22 protein-coding genes are annotated in these 19,607 nt (G+C 70.9%); 9 read left to right on the forward strand and 13 right to left on the reverse strand.

Annotation, left to right across the window (positions count from 1 at the left end):
- Positions 1-51: 51 nt before the first annotated feature.
- Positions 52-1,578, reverse strand: coding sequence for a gamma-aminobutyraldehyde dehydrogenase (locus ACIBK0_RS40055; protein ID WP_399091396.1), 1,527 nt, complete (start codon positions 1,576-1,578; stop codon positions 52-54).
- A 178-nt stretch (positions 1,579-1,756) separates the two neighbouring features.
- Between ACIBK0_RS40055 and ACIBK0_RS40060 the strand changes: the two genes are divergently transcribed.
- Positions 1,757-2,377 carry an NADAR family protein gene (locus ACIBK0_RS40060; protein WP_399091399.1) on the forward strand — a complete coding sequence of 207 codons (621 nt, stop codon included), beginning with the start codon at positions 1,757-1,759 and terminating at the stop codon, positions 2,375-2,377.
- Between the two features lie 32 nt (positions 2,378-2,409).
- Here the strand turns inward: ACIBK0_RS40060 and ACIBK0_RS40065 are convergent, their stop codons facing one another.
- Entirely contained in the window at positions 2,410-3,099 is a 690-nt protein-coding gene (locus ACIBK0_RS40065) for a DUF4190 domain-containing protein (RefSeq protein ID WP_399091402.1), read from the reverse strand.
- 419 nt (positions 3,100-3,518) lie between these two features.
- Between ACIBK0_RS40065 and ACIBK0_RS40070 the strand changes: the two genes are divergently transcribed.
- Genes ACIBK0_RS40070 through ACIBK0_RS40080 form a run of 3 tightly spaced genes read left to right on the forward strand, consistent with a single transcriptional unit; the run spans position 3,519 to position 5,543 of the window.
- Positions 3,519-4,568 (forward strand): adenosine deaminase, encoded by a 1,050-nt coding sequence (locus ACIBK0_RS40070; protein WP_399091405.1) that lies wholly within the window; start codon positions 3,519-3,521, stop codon positions 4,566-4,568.
- A gap of 26 nt (positions 4,569-4,594) precedes the next feature.
- A complete protein-coding gene (locus tag ACIBK0_RS40075; RefSeq protein WP_399091408.1) occupies positions 4,595-5,293 on the forward strand; it encodes a glycerophosphodiester phosphodiesterase in 699 nt (232 codons plus the stop codon).
- Positions 5,241-5,543 (forward strand): winged helix-turn-helix transcriptional regulator, encoded by a 303-nt coding sequence (locus tag ACIBK0_RS40080; RefSeq protein ID WP_399091462.1) that lies wholly within the window; start codon positions 5,241-5,243, stop codon positions 5,541-5,543. The genes ACIBK0_RS40075 and ACIBK0_RS40080 overlap by 53 nt, the downstream gene beginning before the upstream one ends.
- On the opposite strand, the gene ACIBK0_RS40085 is transcribed toward ACIBK0_RS40080, so the two are convergent.
- A complete protein-coding gene (locus ACIBK0_RS40085; RefSeq protein WP_399091465.1) occupies positions 5,525-7,216 on the reverse strand; it encodes a sigma-70 family RNA polymerase sigma factor in 1,692 nt (563 codons plus the stop codon). The two genes, ACIBK0_RS40080 and ACIBK0_RS40085, sit on opposite strands and share 19 nt — an antisense overlap.
- Positions 7,217-7,469: 253 nt before the next feature.
- Here ACIBK0_RS40085 and ACIBK0_RS40090 point away from each other — a divergent pair, with 253 nt between their 5' ends.
- Positions 7,470-8,618: a serine hydrolase domain-containing protein gene (locus ACIBK0_RS40090; protein WP_399091411.1), complete on the forward strand. Its 1,149-nt coding sequence runs from the start codon at positions 7,470-7,472 to the stop codon at positions 8,616-8,618.
- On the opposite strand, the gene ACIBK0_RS40095 is transcribed toward ACIBK0_RS40090, so the two are convergent.
- From ACIBK0_RS40095 to ACIBK0_RS40125, 7 genes are all read right to left on the reverse strand, one after another.
- Positions 8,611-9,141, reverse strand: coding sequence for a hypothetical protein (locus tag ACIBK0_RS40095; protein WP_399091414.1), 531 nt, complete (start codon positions 9,139-9,141; stop codon positions 8,611-8,613). The genes ACIBK0_RS40090 and ACIBK0_RS40095 overlap by 8 nt on opposite strands.
- A gap of 37 nt (positions 9,142-9,178) precedes the next feature.
- Positions 9,179-9,634 (reverse strand): hypothetical protein, encoded by a 456-nt coding sequence (locus tag ACIBK0_RS40100; protein WP_399091417.1) that lies wholly within the window; start codon positions 9,632-9,634, stop codon positions 9,179-9,181.
- Positions 9,618-10,109, reverse strand: a complete 492-nt coding sequence (locus tag ACIBK0_RS40105) for an RNA polymerase sigma factor (protein WP_399091420.1) — start codon at positions 10,107-10,109, stop codon at positions 9,618-9,620. Before ACIBK0_RS40105 ends, ACIBK0_RS40100 begins: the two co-directional genes overlap by 17 nt.
- Positions 10,110-10,217: 108 nt before the next feature.
- Positions 10,218-10,829: a class F sortase gene (locus tag ACIBK0_RS40110; protein ID WP_399091423.1), complete on the reverse strand. Its 612-nt coding sequence runs from the start codon at positions 10,827-10,829 to the stop codon at positions 10,218-10,220.
- Positions 10,826-11,221, reverse strand: coding sequence for a sortase-dependent protein (locus ACIBK0_RS40115; protein WP_399091426.1), 396 nt, complete (start codon positions 11,219-11,221; stop codon positions 10,826-10,828). Before ACIBK0_RS40115 ends, ACIBK0_RS40110 begins: the two co-directional genes overlap by 4 nt.
- Positions 11,222-11,394: 173 nt before the next feature.
- Entirely contained in the window at positions 11,395-11,835 is a 441-nt protein-coding gene (locus ACIBK0_RS40120; protein WP_399091429.1) for an OsmC family protein, read from the reverse strand.
- Positions 11,836-12,207: 372 nt separating this feature from the next.
- Positions 12,208-13,593 carry a carboxypeptidase regulatory-like domain-containing protein gene (locus tag ACIBK0_RS40125; RefSeq protein WP_399091432.1) on the reverse strand — a complete coding sequence of 462 codons (1,386 nt, stop codon included), beginning with the start codon at positions 13,591-13,593 and terminating at the stop codon, positions 12,208-12,210.
- A gap of 168 nt (positions 13,594-13,761) precedes the next feature.
- Here ACIBK0_RS40125 and ACIBK0_RS40130 point away from each other — a divergent pair, with 168 nt between their 5' ends.
- The gene (locus tag ACIBK0_RS40130; protein WP_399091435.1) at positions 13,762-14,379 is read left to right on the forward strand and encodes a TetR/AcrR family transcriptional regulator; all 618 of its coding nucleotides are present in this window, start codon (positions 13,762-13,764) and stop codon (positions 14,377-14,379) included.
- A 139-nt stretch (positions 14,380-14,518) separates the two neighbouring features.
- Here the strand turns inward: ACIBK0_RS40130 and ACIBK0_RS40135 are convergent, their stop codons facing one another.
- From ACIBK0_RS40135 to ACIBK0_RS40145, 3 genes are all read right to left on the reverse strand, one after another.
- Positions 14,519-14,959 carry a pyridoxamine 5'-phosphate oxidase family protein gene (locus tag ACIBK0_RS40135; protein ID WP_399091468.1) on the reverse strand — a complete coding sequence of 147 codons (441 nt, stop codon included), beginning with the start codon at positions 14,957-14,959 and terminating at the stop codon, positions 14,519-14,521.
- 144 nt (positions 14,960-15,103) lie between these two features.
- The gene (locus ACIBK0_RS40140) at positions 15,104-15,790 is read right to left on the reverse strand and encodes a helix-turn-helix domain-containing protein (protein ID WP_399091438.1); all 687 of its coding nucleotides are present in this window, start codon (positions 15,788-15,790) and stop codon (positions 15,104-15,106) included.
- A gap of 19 nt (positions 15,791-15,809) precedes the next feature.
- Positions 15,810-16,880 carry a zinc-dependent alcohol dehydrogenase family protein gene (locus ACIBK0_RS40145; RefSeq protein WP_399091441.1) on the reverse strand — a complete coding sequence of 357 codons (1,071 nt, stop codon included), beginning with the start codon at positions 16,878-16,880 and terminating at the stop codon, positions 15,810-15,812.
- 433 nt (positions 16,881-17,313) lie between these two features.
- On the opposite strand from ACIBK0_RS40145, the gene ACIBK0_RS40150 reads away from it, so the two are divergent.
- From ACIBK0_RS40150 to ACIBK0_RS40160, 3 genes are all read left to right on the forward strand, one after another.
- A complete protein-coding gene (locus ACIBK0_RS40150) occupies positions 17,314-17,898 on the forward strand; it encodes a hypothetical protein (protein WP_399091444.1) in 585 nt (194 codons plus the stop codon).
- Between the two features lie 408 nt (positions 17,899-18,306).
- On the forward strand, positions 18,307-18,771 hold the full coding sequence (locus tag ACIBK0_RS40155; RefSeq protein WP_399091447.1) for a Crp/Fnr family transcriptional regulator: 465 nt from the start codon (positions 18,307-18,309) through the stop codon (positions 18,769-18,771).
- A 28-nt stretch (positions 18,772-18,799) separates the two neighbouring features.
- Positions 18,800-19,462, forward strand: coding sequence for a CBS domain-containing protein (locus ACIBK0_RS40160; protein ID WP_399091450.1), 663 nt, complete (start codon positions 18,800-18,802; stop codon positions 19,460-19,462).
- The last annotated feature ends 145 nt before the right edge of the window (positions 19,463-19,607 follow it).

Genomic DNA, 19,607 nt, shown 5'->3' on the forward strand with positions numbered 1-19,607 from the left:
CGCGGCCGTGGTCGCGGCCTGATCTGGCAAAGGGCCCCAGCCGGCGTTCGGCTAGGGGCGGTCCCCGAAGATCGTGCGGTGCCAGTCCTTCCTGGCCACCGCGGTGTTGTCGAACATGACGTGCTTGATCTGCGTGTACTCCTCGAAGGAGTAGGCAGACATGTCCTTGCCGAAGCCGGACGCCTTGTAGCCGCCGTGCGGCATCTCGCTGATGATCGGGATGTGATCGTTGACCCAGACGCAGCCCGCCTTGATCTCGCGGGTCGCACGGTTCGCGCGGTAGACGTCGCGGCTCCAGGCGGAGGCCGCGAGCCCGTACGGGGTGTCGTTGGCGAGCGCGATGCCCTCGTCGTCGGTGTCGAAGGGCAGCACGACGAGCACCGGGCCGAAGATCTCGGCCTGTACGATCTCGCTGTCCTGGGCGGCGTCGGCGACGAGCGTGGGCGCGTAGAACGCACCGCTCTTGAGTTCGCCCTGTGGGGCGACTCCGCCGGTGACCACGCGCGCGTAGTCGCGGGCCCGGTCGACGAATCCGGCGACGCGGTCGCGCTGGGCGTGCGAGATCAGTGGGCCGAGGTCGGTGTCCGGCGCGAACGGGTCGCCCACGCGGACGCTCGCCATCAGGGCGGCCGTCTTCGCCACGAACTCTTCGTAGAGCGGCCGTTGCACGTACGCGCGCGTGGCGGCCGTGCAGTCCTGTCCGGTGTTGATGAGCGAGCCGGCCACCGCGCCGTTCACGGCGGCGTCCAGATCCGCGTCGTCGAAGACGACGAAGGGGGCCTTGCCGCCCAGCTCCAGGTGGAGCCGCTTGACGGTCGACGTGGCGACCTCGGCGACGCGCTTGCCGACGGCCGTGGAACCGGTGAAGGAGGTCATGGCGACGTCGGGGTGCCCGACGAGGTGCTCACCGGCTTCCTTGCCCAGGCCCGTGACGATGTTGATGACACCGTCGGGGATCCCCGCCTCGGTGGCCGCCTCGGCGAACAGCAGCGAGGTGAGCGGAGTCAGCTCGGCGGGCTTCAGGACGATCGTGTTGCCGGCGGCGATGGCCGGGAGGATCTTCCAAGCGGCCATCTGGAGAGGGTAGTTCCAGGGCGCGATCGAGCCGACGACGCCGATGGGCTCACGGCGTACGTACGAGGTGTGGTCACCGGAGTACTCGCCCGCGGACTGGCCCTGCAGGTGCCGGGCCGCGCCCGCGAAGAAGGCGGTGTTGTCGATGGTGCCCGGAACGTCGAACTCGCGCGTCAGCTTGAGGGGCTTTCCGCACTGGAGCGACTCGGCCTGGGCGAACTCCTCGGCACGCTCGGCGAGCACGACGGCGAAGCGGTGCAGCGCGTCGGAGCGCTCGCCCGGTGTGGCACTCGACCAGCCCGGAAACGCCTCGCGGGCGGCGGCTACGGCCGCGTCGACGTCGACGGTGCTCGCCAGCTCGTAGGTGTACACCTCTTCACCGGTGGCGGGGTTCACGACCGCGTGCGTGCGGCCGGAGGTGCCCTTGGTGAATCGGCCCGCGATGTACTGCGCGCCGTCCGCCAAGCGGTCCTGCGCCTGGAAGCGATGGCCCGGTTTGTGCATGTCGCTCTCCTCCGCCGTTCTCCCCGTTGCTGCGGGGGTCGGCGTAGCTCCAGCTCGATTTGAGTGCCGATCCTGACAGAGCAAAGGGACTCCAACAAGTGATTCCGTTGTTGCCTTTTGGTTACGCGACGGAATCTGTCGACCAGGTGTCGAGTCCGGCTGGAAAAGGTGGGACGGAATGTCAGTGGTGCGTGCCAGAGTGGCGTGCATGGGGAAGATCGATTCTTGGGAAGCGCTGGTCAGCGCGGTCCACTCGGGGGCGAGCGTCAAGTACCTGCACTTCTGGGGGCACCGCCCGCGACCGGACGGCCGGGTGAGCGCGAGTTGTCTCAGCCAGTGGTGGCCGTCACCCTTCGTGGTCGACGATGTCGAGTACGCGACGGCGGAGCACTGGATGATGGCGTCGAAGGCACGGCTCTTCGGCGACGAGAAGGCGGAGCGACAGGCCTTGGCGGCTTCCAACCCCGCACTCGCCAAGAAGGCGGGGCGGCTGGTGCGCGGCTTCGACGAGACCCTGTGGGAGCGCGAGCGGTTCGGGATCGTGGTCGAGGGCAGCGTCCACAAATTCGCCGCGCACGCCGATCTGCGGGAGTTTCTGCTGGGCACGGGCGAGCGAAGCGAGATGGGGGTCCCCCCGGCCGAAGGCTGGGGGAGGGTGCTGGTCGAGGCCAGTCCGATGGACCGCGTGTGGGGCATCGGACTCGCGGCGGACGACGAGCGGGCCTCGGATCCCGAGCGGTGGCGGGGGCCGAATCTGCTGGGGTTCGCCCTGATGGAGGCGCGTGAGCGGCTGACCTAGCGGTTCACGGGCTGCGCCGCTCCCTCACGTGGTTACGGCTGCTCCATGACGAGGGACGTCGAGAAGCCGTCGCCGCCGCCCGAGTCGCCGCTGCCGCTGTCGTCCGGGACCACGATGAGGTAGACGAGCATCCCGGCCCCGAGGGCGATACCGACCGCTCCGCAGATGATTCCGGCCAGCGCCTGCCCCGGGTTCGTCGCCTCGCCGCGGCGCGCCTTGCGGCGGCCGATCACGCCGAAGATCACACCGAGGATGCCCAGCACGATGGCGAGCGGCCAGAGACAGAACACGACCGCCGCGACAATGCCGAGCACAAGGCCGGCGGTGCCCATGCCGTTGCTCGGCCCGAGCGGCAGCACCGGGGGCCAGCCGTAGCCGGGGACGCCTTGGTGGGCGGGGTGCGGCGGGGCCGGAGCGTACTGCGGGTAGCCGTACCCGTACGGCAGGCCCGGGCCATCGGGGGCGATGGGCGGCGGGGGGACGGGTTCTCCAGGGGCGGGCTGGGGGTAAGGGGTGCGGGCCGCGGGAGCTGCGAAGGGGTTGCCGGAGACGCTCGGGGGCGTGGGACCGGCGATGGGCGGGAGACCGCCCGGGGGTGCGAAGGGGTTCTCCCAGGGCTGGGGGCCGGGGGCGCCCGCCCCTGGGAGGGAGGTGAAGGTCGGCTGGTCGTGCACCGGGGGAGGCACGGGCGCGGCGCTTGCGCCGTACGGAGCGGTTTCCATGGGCGGAGCCCAAGGGTTCGGCTCGGGGCGGGGGCCGGCGGTGGGCTTGTCCAGGGGGACCTTGGGAGCGGGGGCGGCCTGCTCGGGTCGGGCGTCCGGGGCACGTCCCGCCGCGGGCAGCGCATCGGTCGGATCCGTACCCGGCGCGTGGCCGCCCTCCCCTGGCAGCGCATCGCTCGGGGAGGGCGGCCCCCCCTGGCCCGGTGGAGCCCACGCGGCAGCAGCGTCACGTGGCGCTTCCGGCGTCTGGGCGTCGTCGGACATGCGCGGAGCCCCCTCTTCTGTCGTACGTTCCGTCATGCTACGGCCCGAGCCCGAGCCGTGAGGGCCCCCGCCTACGATGATCCCTGAGTCACCGATCAGCCGATCACCCGCGTCCCGCCGACCACGGTCCGGGGACGCCGTTCCGGGGAGGAACCTTGACCGACCACCGCACCGCCCGCGATCTGCACGCCTTCATCGCCGGACTGCCCAAGGCAGAACTGCACGTGCACCACGTCGGCTCCGCCTCCCCGCGGATCGTGTCCGCCCTCGCCGCACGGCACCCGGACTCCACGGTGCCGACCGACCCCGAGGCCCTCGCGGACTACTTCACGTTCACGGACTTCGCCCATTTCATCCAGGTGTATCTGTCCGTGGTCGACCTCATCCGCACCCCGGAGGACGTACGGCTGCTGACGTACGAGGTCGCACGCGACATGGCTCGCCAGCAGGTCCGTTACGCCGAGCTGACCATCACCCCGTGGTCCTCCACCCGCCGCGGCATCGACGAACTCGCCTTCATGGACGCGATCGAGGACGCCCGCAAGGCGGCCGAGGCCGAGCTGGGTGTCGTACTGCGGTGGTGTTTCGACATTCCGGGAGAGGCGGGGCTCGAGGCCGCCGAGGAGACCACGCGGCTCGCCACCGAGGACCGGCTGCGCCCGGAGGGGCTGGTCGCCTTCGGGCTCGGCGGCCCCGAAATCGGCGTACCGCGCCCGCAGTTCAAGCCGTACTTCGACCGGGCGATCGCGGCCGGACTGCGGTCGGTTCCGCACGCCGGCGAGACGACGGGGCCGGAGACGGTCTGGGACGCGCTGAACGAGCTGCGGGCCGAGCGCATCGGGCACGGCACCAGTTCCGCGCAGGACCCGAAGCTCCTTGCCCACCTCGCCGAGCACCGGATCGCCCTGGAGGTCTGCCCCACCTCCAACATCGCCACGCGTGCGGTCCGCACCCTCGACGAGCACCCCATCAAGGAGTTCGTGCGGGCCGGGGTGCCCGTCACGATCAACTCCGACGACCCGCCGATGTTCGGCACCGACCTGAACAACGAGTACGCGGTCGTCGCCCGTCTCCTCGACCTCGACGAGCTGGGCCTCGCCGCGCTCGCCAAGAACGCGGTCGAGGCGTCGTTCCTCGACGAGGCCGGCAGGACGAGGCTCGCCGAGGAGATCGACACGTACGCCTCGACGTGGCTCGCGCCCTGACGCGTCGCACCACCACAATGGGCGGCATGCGCACCGTGACCGCCGTCGCCCATCGCGGCGCCCCCTACCGTGTCCGCGAGAACACGATCGACTCGCTGCGTTCCGCGCTCCGACTGGGCGCGGACGTGGTCGAGATCGACGTACGACTGACCCGTGATGGCGTGCCCGTGCTGTTGCACGACGCGACGCTGAAGCGCCTGTGGGAGCAGGACCGGCCGCTGCGCTCGCTCTCCTCGGACGAGGTGCGCGGGCTCACGGCCGGCGGCGTCCCCACGCTGGTCGAGGCCCTCAAGGAGACCGAGGACAGCCGGATCCTGCTCGACCTGCCCGGCGAACCCGACGGCAGGGCCGTACGCCGGATCGTCGACGTCATCCGCGAGTGCGGGGCGCAAGAGCGGGTGTACTACTGCGCGGGCGCCCCGGCCATGCTGGCGGTGCGCGCCGCCGACCCCGCCGCGGAGATCGCGCTGACCTGGACGAGCAGCGCGCCACCGCGGCCTGCGCTGCTCGAAGCCGTACGGCCGCGGTGGCTCAACTACCGCTTCGGGCTGGTCGACCGGGAGCTCGCCGCCCGCGTCCACCGCGACGGCTACCTGCTGTCCGTGTGGACCCCGGACACCCGCCGCTCCATGCGGCGCCTCCTGGACATGGGCGTCGACTCGATCACGACGAATCGCATCGACGCGCTGTGCGCCCTGCGCAAGGGCCAACTCGGGGGACGGTAGGCGCCACGGCGAGCTGCGCGAGCTCATCGGCGGCATCAGCCAGAAGGTGCTGACCGAGACGCTGCGGCGGCTGGAGTTCAACGGCCTCGTCCTGCGGCGGGCGTACGGCGGTTCGCCGCTTCGGGTCGAGTACGAACTCACCGCGCTCGGGCGATCGTTGCTCGAGCCCATCGGCGTCTTCGGCGCCTGGGCCTTCGAGCACCGCGACGAGGTCATGGCCGCGCAGGAGCGCTATACGCGGGAGCGCTGAGCGACCGTCGCCGGATCGGTGGGGGTGGAGCGGGTCAGGTACTGCGGTACCGGGGCCGTGTTCTCGCCGTTGTCCCGGACCAGGCCGTAGCGGATCGCGCCCTGGGCCGGGCCGGTCGTGACATCCATGCTCGCCTCGTCCCAGCTCGACGGAAAGACGATCAGGCCGTAGTCGGCGCCCCGTTCGTTCACGGTGAGGGTGACGGTGCCGTCGAGGTAGTAGTACTCGTTCTGCCACATCTGCTGGGTGCCGGACGGCAGTACGGCGTATCCGATGTCCGGCCCGCCCATGCCCGTGGCGTAGCCGTCGGGGCTGCCCGCGAGGGCGTCGTCCATCCGTCGGCCACCGCCCGACGCCACGTGGAAGAGCTTCCCCTCGAGGCCGGTCCAGGCGGGCATGACCAGCGCCCCGGGCCGGGACTTCGGCGAGATCTGCCAGCGCACCAGGACGTATCCCTTGCCGCTGAGGGTCACGCTGTCTCCGCGGTGCTGCATCACGGCCTTCGCGCCGCCGGTGCTGGTGATCCCGGACTCGGGCCGGTGCGGCAGGGCGCGGGGTCGCGCGTCCGGTTCCGGAGCCCGGTCGACGGCATCGACGACCGTGCCGTACACGTCGGTCCTCGTCGGCGACGCTGAGGGCGAGGGCGTGGCGGACGGGGTACGCGACGGGGGGCGGGCCGTACTCGCCGCCGTGGGCGAGACGGCGGCCCGCGGGGGCGGTTTGTCCGGGGTCTGCGTCACCACGTACGCGCCGCCGGCCACGATCGTCGCGCCGGCCGTCACCGCCACGGCGGGCTTGGTGAGCGCGCTGATCACCTTGGCGGACCATCCGACGCCGGTTGCGGCCGCCGCCGTCTTGCCGCCGAGGGCCAGCGAGAGCGTGAAGCCGACCGGCACCGGCACGAGCGCGATCCCGACGAGGAGCCGTTCGGCCGGTACGACGACCTCGCGCGCACCCGAGCAGGACGCGCAGCCGCGGATGTGCCGGGCCAGCCGCTTGCGCCACACCGAGTCCGGCCGTCCGTCCCAGCGGGCGGTCACCTCGGGCAGCTCGGGGCAGGACGAGTCGAGTGCCCGGACGATGCCGCGCGCGGTCTCCAGGCGCTCCTTCATGCGCTGGACACGGACGGCGGCGTGCTGCCGGCTGATGCCCACGGCGGCCGCCAGTTCCCGCCGGGTGAGTTCGCCCGCGACCTCCAGCCACCACAGCGACAGCAGCTGGCGGTCCTCGTCGTCGAGCCAGCGCACAGCCTCGGCGACCTCGCGCCGCTGCCCCTCCAGCTGGAGCCGCAGTACGGTCAGTTCGGCGAAGTCGGCGGCCTGGTCGCCCGCGCTGTCGTCGAGCGTCTCGGAGGTCCGGCGGCGCGCCCGGTCCCGTATCTGGCGCATCGCGATGGCCACCAGCCAGGACCGGAAACTGTCCGGATCGCGCAGCGCACCGAGGTTGTCGACGGCGCGCAGCATGGTCTCCTGCACGACGTCGTCGACGTCCGCGTGGCCGTTCAGCGCGCGGCCCACGATGTTGTAGACGAGGGGCAGCCAGCCCGCGACCAGCTCGTCGAGCGCGCGCCGGTCTCCGGCCTGCGCGGCCGCGATGGTGGAGCGCCACTCCCGCCCGTCCACGTCCGTCCCTCCCCTGGTCTCTTCGCCTTCGGAACGTACCTTCTTGGCCATGGCCGCGGCGTACGGGGCCATGTCCACGACGTTTCACCTCGGGAGACGGAAGCGGACGCTCCGCGATAACAGTTTTCTGCGAGGGCGGTCAGGGCGAGACCTTCGCCCCGCGAGGACCCTGTCCAGGCCCCTAGGGGCGACCCTTGCGCCGATGCGGGGGTCGGCGCCCTCCTCAGTGACGATCCCCGGGGACCGCGTACGGCCGGAGGATGAGCATCATCTTCGACCGCCACACAGTCCGCAGGAGTGCTCAATGGCCGTACGCCGTCCCGCAGTTGCCCTCGCCGTGGTCCTCGCCCTCGGTCTCGCCGCCGGCCCCTTGAGCGCGTCCGCGCTCGCCTCCCCCGGCACGGTCGCCGCGCGGACGGCCGGACCCGACGCCGGGGCCCTGCGCGCCGCTCTCGCCGGGCTCCCGGACGCGGACGCGACCGCCGCGCTCGTACGGGTCGGGGGCACCGACGGACGCTGGCGCGGCAGCGCGGGCGTGCACGATCTGGCGAGTGGACGGGACGCCGACCCGAACGCGCTCTTCCGCGCCGGTTCCACCACGAAGGTCGTCACGGCGGCGGTCGTGCTCCAGCTCGCGGCGGAGGGCAAGGTCGACCTGGGCACCCCCGTGCAGCACTACCTGCCCGGACTGCTGTCGAGCGCCTTCAAGCCCATCACCGTACGGCAGTTGCTGAACCACACCAGTGGGATCCAGGCGGGCGACGGCTTCGGCGACTCCTTCGAGGACGCCTACGCTCACCGCTTCGACACGCTGACGCCGAGGGAGGTCGTCGCCTCGGCGGTGGCGAAGGGCCCGGAATTCTGCCCGGGCAAGCAGCAGGACTATCTGAACATCAACTACACGATCCTCGGCATGCTGATCGAGAAAGTGACCGGGCGCACGTACGCGCAGGAAGCGACCCGTCGCGTCCTCCGACCCGCCGGGATGCGCCACTCGTCCTTCCCCGGCACCGACCCGCGCATCCACGGACCGCACAATCACGGCTACCAGGCGGTGAAACGGGCCGGCGGTTCGACCGAGTTCGTCGACGTCACCGACTGGAACCAGGCGGACCGCTGGGCGGCGGGCGACATGATCTCCACGACGGCGGATCTGGAACGGCTGATCACCCACCTCTTCCGGGGCGATCTGGTCCCCGAGCCGCAGCTGGAGGAGATGTTCACGGTTCCCTCGGGCATCAAGGACGCCGACATGAGCGCGGGACTCCAGCGCTTCGAGTACGGGGGCAGGGTCTACTGGCTCAAGTCGGGCGCCCGGTACGGCTACAGCACGGTCGTCGCGGCCACCCGGGACCTGTCGCGCACCCTCGTCTACTCGGTCAACACGACCGACGCCAAGGGCGAGTCGATGAACCCGGTGGCCCAGCGGATCGCGCTGGCGGCGCTCAAGTAGCCAGAGCCGGAGCGGCCTGACCCGGGTTCGCGGTGAGCGCCTCGAGCCGCTTGATCTTCTTCCGTACGACGTACAGCGGGATCACCCCGATGACGCCGAAGGACATGTCGATGACGGTCCACCAGAAGGGGATTTGGCGGATCGGTCCGCAGATCAGTGCGAGCGGGACGATGCCGGCGCAGGCGATCATGCCGAACTCGACGACCCAGATATTGCGGACCGGATCGCGGTAGGGCCCGTAGAAGGCGACCGCGATCACGAGATGCGCGAACGCCAGCCAGTCCGTTCCGTACAGCACGAAGGGGTACTTGGCGTCGGTGGCGTCGAGACCGCGGCGTACGTGCTCGATCCAGTCCATCAGGACGGGCAGGTGCTCGGGCACCGACAGGGACTGCAACAGGTCCTCGGTCCAGTGGAGTTCGTGCACCAGAGGGAATGCCGTGGCGCCGCTGAGCACCAGGCAGACGACAAAGGTGACCAGCCATGCGCGGATGCCCTTGAGGAGGGCGGCTCTGTCGCTCATGGCAGGAGCGTACGCCCCGACTTGAACATGTTCAAAACTACTTCGGTGCAGGGGTCGGTGTCGCCGACGGCGCACGGGTGGGCACGGCCGTGCTGGTCCGGGTGCCGGGGCTGTCGGTGCGAGTCGGCGCGCTGGGACGGGGGGTGGTGCTCCGAGTGCCGCTGCTGGGGTGGGGGCTGACGGGCTCGGGCGACGCCGACGGAGTGGGCGCGACCGAGGGACTGCTCGCGGGCGGCGGAGCGAGAGGGACCGTCGGGGACGCCGGCGCGTCGGAAGTGGTCGCCAGGCGCAGCGGCAGCGCGACAAGGGCGACGACGGCGCACGACAGGCCGACCCCGACCGCGGTGCGCAGCAGCTTGCGGCGGGCCGCACCGCGACGGATCGCCTCGTAGCGGCCCGCGGGTGGGCCGAGGTAGTCGGAGGAGGGCCGCAGGATCACGGCGAGGGGGTCGTCCGGTTCGAAGTCCGGGCCGTCGTCAGAGTGTGTGATCAAGGCTTCTCCCCAGGTGGGCGCGGAGCAGTTCGCGGGCCGCGTGGAGGTCGGCCTTGATGGTTCCTTCCTTGCGCCCGGTCAGCACGGACACCTCCCGGATCGGCATGTCAGCGTAGTAGTGCAGCAGGATCGGGACGCGCAGTCGTTCCGGCAGCGACTGCACGAGCAGGCGTACCGACGGGTCGGCCTGTTCGGTCCGCGGGCGGACCGCGGCTTCGGCGGTGGCACGGCGCACGGCTCTGCGCTCGCGTTCGAGCTTGCGCCAGTGGTCCCGGACGAGGTTGGCCGCGGTGACATAGAGGAAGCCACGGGGCTCCGCCACGGAGGTCCAGCGGGCCCAGAGCCGGGTGAACGCCTCCGAGGCGATCTCGTGGGCCGTCTCGTCGTCGTCGACCAGCCGGCGGCACCAGCCGGCGAGACGCGGGTAGAGGGCGGCGAACAGCTCGGACGCTGCCTTCTCGCGGGACCGTTTCAACGCTCTCCATGGTCGTGAGGGCACTCGTGGGGACTCGAAGAGAACTCGTGGGGAAAGAGCCCGGGCCGTCGGCGCAGGTTCCGTCGGCCCGGGATCCGGGAGGGCGGGTCAGGGAGTCGCGGAGCTCAGCGCCGCGAAGACGATCACGTTGTCGAGGTATCCGTCACCGGTACGGGGGCCGCCGCACGTGATGAGTCGCAGTTCGGGCCGGTTCACGTCCCCGTAGACCGCGTCCGCCGGGAACTCCGCCTTGGCGACGGTCCGTACGGAGGTGACCGCGAACTCCGCCCTCGAGCCGTTCTCCAGGCGCACCACGATCCGGTCACCCCGGCGCAGCCGCGCGAGGTGACGGAAGACCCCGTCCCCGTAGGCACCGACCGTGACATGGCCGAGGATCACAGACGGGCCGATCCGACCCGGCGTCGGCGAATGCCGGTACCAGCCCGCCCGGTCGTGCGCCGCGATCGGAGGCACCTGCACGCTGCCGTCCGCGGCCAACCCCAGCTGTACGACCGGGGTGTCGACCCCGATGGCGGGGATCCGCAGCGTGACCGGCACCGAACGCCCGAGGGCGGGCGCAGCCTTGTCGGGAGACAGTGACGGTGGCGGCGCGCTCCTGCGGCGTGCGGTCGTGGTCCGGCCGGCCCCGTGGCCGCCGCAGCCCACGAGCAACGAGGCCATCGCCGCGGTGGCGAAGGCCCGCCTGGAGGGCAGGGTCATGCCCCGGTCGCCCGCCGACGCCGTACGACGAACACCGCAGCGCCTCCCACGGCGAACACCGCGGCAGCACCCCCGCCGATCAGCTCGCCCCCGGCTCCGGACTGCTTCGACACCGGTGCCACACCGGTGTTCGGCGCACCGCTCGGTACGACGGAGACCTGGCTCGGGGCCGGCGCCCGCGTCGGTACGGCGCTCGGAGCCGGGGCGGCGGTGGTCGGCGCGGAGCTGGCGGTCGGGGCCGGGGTCGGGGCGGTGGTGGCCGGGGCGGGTGCGGAGGTGGCGGTCGGGCGGCTGGTGGGGGTGGGGCTCGCCCCGTCGGCGAACGCGGGCACCGTGCTCGCCAGCACGGCGGTGCTCGCGAGTGCCATGGCGCTGAGGACAGTTCGGCGCATGAATCGCTCTCTTTCGTCGGTCCGCCCACCGCGATGACTCGGCGGGCTGGGATACGGATCGAGCGGAGAGACGAGACGGCGGCGGAACGGGTTGTAAAGAGATGGCAAAGCCGTCGGAAGCCGCCGCGTCGGCGAGCGGCAACGCGGCGGCTACGCGGTCGTGTTCGGCGTGGTCAGGCGTCCTCGACCGTCGCGGTGACGGGCGTACCGATCTCGACCGTGCGGCTGACGGTGCAGAGCCGGTCGTGGGAGGTCTTGACCGCCCTGGGCAGGATCGCGCGGGCGCGGTCGCCGAGTTCGCCGTCCGGGAAAGCGACGGTGAAGGTGACCGCGAGATGGGTCATCCGGTTGCCGAGTTCGTCACTGATCTTGTCGCCGGTCACGGTGACGGTGAAGCCGGTGGGCTCCGCGTGGCGGCCGGTGGCGACATCGACATCGGCCGCGGTGCAGCCCCCGATCGCGGCGAGCAACAGCTCGACCGGGGTGAAGTCGGTGCCGCCGTGGGGATCGGAACCGGTGCCGAAGCCGATCTCGCCACCGCGTGGGTTCGTCGCGGTGAAGTGGCCGGCGCCGGTCCGCTCGATGGTCACCGAGCGCAGGGTGTTTTCGGTCATGGCGACGACACTAGGGCCTGTCCGGCGGATCAGGTCGGAGGGGACCTGCGGCGCTCATCAGCGCCTCATCACCCGCGTCTCCGACACGAACCGCCGGACAGGCCCTAGTGTCGTGCGGCGCAGACAGCGGTGGATGTCGGCCCGGTCGAGGTGGGACCTTGTGCGCGGCCGGCGCTCCGCCGAGCCGGCACGCGGGACGGCACTCCGAACAGGCCGGAGCGACGACACCCGGGACAGCCTTCCGACCCAACCGGAGCGACGGCACCCGAGAGAGCCCTCCGCCCCAACCGGAGCGACGACACCCGAGACAACCCTCCGCCCCAACCGCAGCGACAGGCCGCGGACGGCGCTCCGGTTGTCACCGCCCAGTGCCTAGTACGCGTGCCGCGGCACCTTGGCATGCCGGCCGTGCAACGCGAAGTCCGCGCGGGCAATCGCACCGGGCCGCAGCAGCCTCTGATGGACCATCGGATTCCGGCCGGCCGACAAGACCACGACGCTGATATACCCCTCGGGGAGGCCGGTCACGGCGTACTCCCCATGTGCGTCGGTGGTGGTCCGCAGCAGTTGCCGACCCGCGGTGTCCATGACGAGCACTGCGGCACCCCGGACGGGTCGCAGCTCGGAGTCGTGGATGGTGCCGACCAGCATCGGCACCAGCTCGCCGAAGTGATGGTGACGATGGACGGGGAGCGCGGTGGGGATCGGCATTTCCAGCGCCGGGTCGTCCACCGGGGGCTCCTCCACCTCGTCCGCCTCCTCCTGGTCGCCGTCGGCGGACAGGCCGGCGGCTCTGCGGTTCCGGAGCCAGGCGTCGAGGCCGAGCAGGACGGAGCCCGCGGCGATCCACGCGCACAGCACCAGAACGGGCTTGAACACCCCGGCGCCGTCGAAGTAGAGGACTCCGCGCAAGGCGTCGAGCGCGTTGGACAGGGGCATCACCGCGTGCACGTGCTGGAAGAACGTCGGCAGCATCGGGGCGGCCACCGCGCCGCCGCTGGTGGGGATGCTCAGCACGATGAACAGGCCCATGCCCACCGCGGGAAAGAACTGCCGGGTGAAGAGGGCCAGACCCGAGGCGGACGTGGCCACAGCCATGGTGAGCAGGAAGGCGATCGCCATGGCGGAGCGGTCGGCGGGCAGGTAGCCGAGATGTGTGCCGATCAGATAGCCGGCAACACTGAACAGGGCGGCGGCACCCACGATCGTCAGCAGTTTCCTGCGCCGGGTGAACGTCACCGCACGCAGCAGGGTGGTCGCGAGGATGTAACCGGGGACGCTCCAGGCGATTCCGAAGTAGAGCAGGGTCGAGCCCAGCAGGTCCTTGCTCGCGGTGGGCGCCACGTCCTCGACCGTGAGCCGGTGGTGGCTCCGGACGGCGACCTTGGTGAACACGGTGCGCAGCGTCTGCTCGAACGACATGCCGTTGGCCTTGGCCACGTACAGCACCGGATGCCGGCCGTGGCCGACGAAGCCCGCCGCGGCATGCCGGTCCAGCACCGCCTGCCGGGCTGCTCGCTCGTCGGTCACCGCCGTGATGTCGAACCCGCCGGGGTACTGCCGCCGCAGCTCGCTGTCGATCCGCCGCGCGACGGCCGGATCGGCGACCGCCACCTTCACATGATGGGGCTGTGGTGCGTGCAGGGCGGGGGCGAAGCAGAACAGGAAGCCGAGGAAGAGGATCACCGGAAACCACAGGGCCTCAGCCAGCACTCTGGCCGAGGCCGGTCCAGGGGACCGCTCGGTCTGTTCCGCCATGGGCCCTCCTCGGGCTGCTCGCTGCTCGAACCAGGGCTGCCGGAAGGACCCGATCCGGCCCGGGTCGGCAGCGCAAGGGCCCATGATAGACAAACTTGCAGCACTGCATTTTTGCAGCAGTGCAACCAATCCTGGACGACAGTAAACTCTGGCGGTGTGATGACTCCCGTGACACCCGCGACGAGCAGCCCCCCGGAGGGATTGCGCGAGCGCAAGAAGCGGGCGACCAGAAGGGCTCTGCAGGCCTCGGCGGTGACCCTCTTCCGCCGGCACGGCCCGGACGCGGTCACGGTGGAGGACATCTGCGCGGAGGCAGGTGTGTCTCCCCGCACTTTCTTCAACTACTTCCCGACCAAGGAAGAGGCGGTCTTCTCGCTGGAGGAGGGCATCCCCTCCCTGATCCAGCAGCGGATCACCGACCGCCCCGCGCACGAGACTCCGCTGGAGGCGATCCACGCGGTGCTCGCCGAGCGCCTGGGCGAACTCACCACGGGCGGGCTCCTGCTGGGGCGCGCGGCGCTGCTGCGCGAGCGCCCCGAACTGCTCCCTCGCATCACCCAGACGCACCGTGCGGTCGAGGACGCGGTCGTCGCGGCGGTGGCGGCACGCACCGGCCTGCCGGAGAGCGACCTGTACGTCCGCACCACCGCGGCGGTCGCCTTCGCCGCCCAGCAGGCGGCCGTCACCTGCTGGCAGCCCGACTCCGGCGACGACGCGGTCACCGTGCTCAACAGAACGTTCGACCTGGTCCGCAGCGGGCTCTCATGGGAGCCACCGACCCGCTGAAGACACGGCCGCACGGCGTGAACTGTGCCGGCCACACGCGCAGGCCGGCCACGCTGCCGGTTCGTGGGGGTACACCGGCCCGACGACCCTCATGGGACGGTCGAAGGCCGGGTCACCGACCCGAACCAAGAGACAGCGCTCAGGAGGAGAGGTCGGCCCCGTAGAGCGTGCGTCCTCCGATGAGTTGACGACCGGTGACCAACTCGGACTCGATGCGGATGAAGACTTCCTCACGCACAGCCACCCACGGGCGCGGAACGCTCAGGGACAACCGGGCGTGCTCGGCGGGGTCGGTCACCACCGTGGCGCAGCCGGTCACCACGACGCTCCAACCGGAGTGAGTCGTCACGTCCACCTCGTCCGCTTCGAAGGCGACCACCACACCATCGACGGCAGCGGCCAGCTCCGAGTCGGCGGAGGTGTGCAGCAGTACCGCGGAATCGTTGTCCAGGCAGAAATTGACGGGCAGGACCGCGGGCAAGGCGTGACGCGTGTGGACGATGCGGCCGATCGGTGCCCGCTGCAGCAGGCGGAGGCACTCCTGCCGGTCGAGCTCATGGAAGTCGTCGTGGGGATTCATCACGGAGGTCACTTTCACGCGGTACAGCGGTACGTCTTTCATCCTGTGGAGCGGCCAGGGACGAAGGCCAGGGCCCATCGGTCCAGGGCGGCCGGAGAGTGGCCGGGGAGTGGCCAGCCATGTGGACCCCGCGGTCGACCGGGGTCAGCGCACCGCGATCCGGCGGCCGGTGATGCTCTCGGGCTCGATACGCACCCACATGTCACGCTCGCCGCCCGCCCATGGACGGCTGTACGCAAGCGCCTCCAGCCGTTCCACGGCGTCCGGCTCCCGCACGGCTCGGGCACGGCCGCGTACGAGCACGCTCCAGCCCTGGCTGAGCGCCTCGTCTATGTGGTCGACCTCGAAGGCTACGAGCGCCCCGGCGGCTGTCGCGGGAACGGCGTCGGGTGCCGTCCTGAAGGTGATCGCGCCATCGACGACGCTGTAGTTGAGGGGCAGGATGATCGGCCCGTCCGGTGTGTCCGTCGCGAGCCTTCCGATGCCGTGCCTCGAGAGCCGTGCCCGGCACTCCTCGGCGCTGAGTTCGATCAGCTCGGGGCGGCGGGCCGCCCGGCCGGTACCCGGTGGCAGGTCGGCATCACCGCCATGCAGGGCGGCCACACTGGTCGCCAGTGCGTCGGCGAGCCGGATGAGGACGGCGTTCCCGGGCATCGCGGTGGACTGTTCCTCCAGGTACTGGACGTAGCCAGGAGTCGTGCCCGCCCGTGCGGCCGCCTCCTCCCGGCTCATCCCGAGCTCCTCGCGTCGCCTGGCGATGCGACGCCCGATATCGCTCTTTGCGCCGCCCGCCGTGGTGGACGCCGTGCGCGGCGCTGTCTGTTCGGACATGATCCTTCACTTCTTCCTGTCAGGGCGTCCTGACCGTGAGGGCGTCGTGCTGCGGCCCGCCGAGGACGACCTTGAGCGCGCCGGTATCGGCGGCCCCCGAGAAGACGTCGTACGCCTCCTCCATGGCGTCCAGCGGGAAGGTGTGGGTGACCATGGACGACGCGGGCAGGTGGCCGGCGGCCATCATGCGCAGCAGGGTCGGAGTGGAGTGCGTGTCGACCAGGCCGGTGGTGATCGTCACGTTCTTGTTCCACAGGTCTTCGAGGTGCAGTGTGGCGGGCTTGCCGTGTACGCCGACGTTGGCCACGTGCCCGCCGGGCCGCACCATGCGCGTACACGTCTCGAAGCTCTCCGGCACCCCGACCGCTTCGATGACCACGTCGGCTCCGAGGCCCTGCGTGAGGTCGGCAGTCAGCTGCTCGGCCTCGTCGCCGGCCACTGCCACGGCGTCGGCACCAAGGTGTTTGGCGGCATCCAGCCGGCCGGGGGCGAGGTCCACGGCGATGATCTTCTCGGGGGTGCAGAACCGCGCCGTGGCGATCGCGGCCAGGCCGATGGGCCCCGCACCGACCACGGCGACGGTGTCTCCGGGCCGCACCCGCCCGTTCAGCACACCCACCTCGTAGGCGGTGGGGAAGATGTCGGCGAGCAGCACGGCGTCCTTGCTCTCCAACGCGCCGGGCAGCAGATGTGTGGACAGGTCGGCGTGCGGCACACGCACGTACTCGGCCTGTGTGCCGTCGATCAGGTGGCCGAGGATCCAGCCTCCGCCGTCGCGGCACTGCCCGTACATGCCTTCGCGGCAGAACCGGCAACGACCGCACGCCGTAATGCACGAAAGCAGGACACGATCGCCGGGGCGGACCGTGCGGACGTCGCTGCCCACCTCGACGATCTCCCCGACGGCTTCGTGCCCGAGCACGGTGCCTGGGCGTACCTCCGGGACATCTCCCTTGAGGATGTGCAGGTCGGTTCCGCAGATGGTGACCGCGTCGACGCGGACGATCGCGTCGGTGGCCTCCTGGATGCCGGGGTCGGCGACGTCCTCCCATGCGGCCCTTCCGAGGCCGTGGAATACGAGTGCCTTCATGACGATCCCTTCCTGGGCCTGACCGATGCCCTTCCTGGGCCTGACCGATGCCGGTCGTGAGCGACGACGATGAGCAATCGGCCTCCTGCAGGCGCTGCTCCGCTCCGGCCGGAATAATGGGCTGTGGCCAGGTTCCCTTGAGCGGCCTCCTGGCGCGCGGAGTGACCTTGTATGTCCAGCCTGACCGTGGCGGATGCTGTTCACATGGGCCGGTCGGTCCCCATTTCCGGACCGAGGGGGCCCGTCCAGAGGGACCGACGTCTGTGCGTGAGCGCACCGAGCCGGCCGCTCCTCAGCACCTTGGGCTGGACAGCCCCAATGCCGCGCGCGTGGCGGCGCCGGGCGGCCCAGCAATGCCGTCCGGTCGGCCTCTGCCGTCACTCGCTCCCGAAATGTCACGTTGCTGTCCTCGATGACGAGGAGGTGCGGTGCGATGCGCAGGACAAAGTGTGCGGGGCAGCTGCTGTGGCGGTGGCGCAGCAATCCGCTGCGACGGCACAACGACGTCGTCGAGGCCTGGATCATTCTGGTCGTCTGGACCGTCATCGCGTTGGGCGGCACTCTGGTCGGCGTGATGGCAGGCCATGCCGCCGACGAGTCCTTCGGGCAGCTGCGCCACGAGCGGCACTCGGTCTCAGCCGTCCTCGTCGAGAACACGGCACGGATTGCGCCGACGGCCGAGGGCACGGCCCATGACTGGGCCAGGGCGACGGTCCGCTGGACGACCCCGGACGGCTCCACCCATACCGGCCGGGCCCTGGTGGACTCCGGGCACCGGGCCGGATCGAGGGTCGTCATCTGGCTGGACAGCAGCGGCCGCCCCACCACGGAGCCACCAACCGCATGGGCGGCGGCCTTCGAGGCGGGCATGCTCGGTGCGGGGGCCGCAGCCGCCTTCGCCGGCCTCGCGTTCGCTACCGGCCGCGTCGCGCGGTGGCGGCTCGATCAGCGCCGCTACGCCGAGTGGGGCCGTGAGTGGGACCGGCTCGGAGCTCAAGGGGGCCACAAGACCACATGACCCGCAGAGGTGGGCCCCTCCAGCGCCCGTCAGGCGGACTCGCCGCCGTGCTCCCCGCAAACGAGGGAGAACCGTCGATCCCCGCGGCGACGTGCCGCATCATGATCCGCGCCCCTGCCTGCCCGTGGATTCCTCTGCTGCCCCGAGCCTGGTATCGGGACGAGCACGCGTGCAGGGGCCGGGCCGGGCAAGCCTTTTCGAGGGGCGCTTCGGCCCAAGGCGTCCACGGCGTCCCGGCGCCCACGGTACGAGCGGCGTCACTCCCGCACGGTGCCGGAAAGGACCCGGCTGCCTGCCCTGACCGTTGCCATGCGGCCCCTCTGCGGGGCCGGGTGGCCCATGGTGGAAGCAGGGCGTCAAGAAGAGATTGGAGTTGGCAGAACCACGCCCGAGGAAGAGGCCAGGATCATGAACGCTTCCCCCACTTCGAACATGCTGCGAGCGTTGCCGGCCGAGCACAGCGAGCGCCTGATGGGCATCGCGAAGGAGGTGTCGTTCCCCCAGGGAACCCGCCTGTTCGAGGAGGGACGGCGCGCGGACCGGTTCTGGATCATCCGAACCGGCACGGTGGTCCTCGACATCCATGTGCCAGGCCGCCGCGCGGCCGTCATCGAGACCCTCGGGCACAACGAACTCATCGGCTGGTCCTGGCTGTTCGGGCCGCACACCTGGCACCTGGGCGCCGAGGCCACAAGCCCCGTGCGCGCGTACGAGTTCGACGCCGACGCGGTACGGGCCATGTGCCAGGCCGATGCCACGCTGGGAATGGAAGTGGCCCAGTGGCTGGGGGACATCGTCGCCCGCCGGCTGCGGTCGGCCAGGACCCGGCTGCTGGACCTCTACGCACCGTACGGCAGCGGAAGCGCTCGCTGACCGCTTCGGAATCCACCAGGGAGTCACCGTGCATGGCAGCCCGCACATCGTGAGCGATGTGATGACCCACACCGTCGCAGCCGTCGGCCGCGGGGCCGACTTCAAGCAGATCGTGCAGCTGATGGAGCAGTGGAAGGTCAGTGCCCTTCCGGTCCTGGAGGGCGAGAACCGTGTGGTCGGTGTCGTCTCCGAGGCCGACCTGCTGCACAAGGAGGAGTTCCGCGACAGCGACCCGGACCGCTTCACGCAACTTCGGCGCCTCTCGGACCTCGGCAAGGCCGGCGCGGTGACCGCGGGAGAGCTGATGACGTCGCCGGCTCTCACCGTCCAGGCGAACGCGACCCTGGCACAGGCCGCCCGGATCATGGCACACGCCAAGGTCAAACGGCTCCCCGTCGTCGATGACACGGGCAGGCTCGAAGGTCTCGTCAGCCGCAGCGATCTCCTCAAAGTGTTCCTCAGGGACGACGAGGACATCGCCGAGGAGGTCCGCAGGGAAGTCGTGTCGTACCTGTTCCGTGCCCCGTTGTCCCCGGTCCGTGTACAGGTGCACGAGGGCGTCGTCACACTCGCGGGCCAGGTCAGGGACACCTCCTTGGTGCCCGTGGCCGCACGCCTGGTGCGGGCCGTCGAAGGTGTGGTGGACGTGGACTTCGAGCTGACCGGCCCGGCTCGCCGGCCGCAGCCGTGACCCGCGGGCGAACGGACAACCACACTCCGGTGGGGCCGATCGGCCCTAGTTGTTCTGTCCATGGAGGTTGGTGACGCAGGTCTCGGCTGAGGGATCTTGAAATGGGTGAGGGCCTTCTGGCCTGGTGTGGATTGCGACATCTGCA

Origin of the sequence: Streptomyces sp. NPDC050564, from assembly GCF_044457265.1 — a bacterium.
GTDB lineage: Bacteria > Actinomycetota > Actinomycetes > Streptomycetales > Streptomycetaceae > Streptomyces.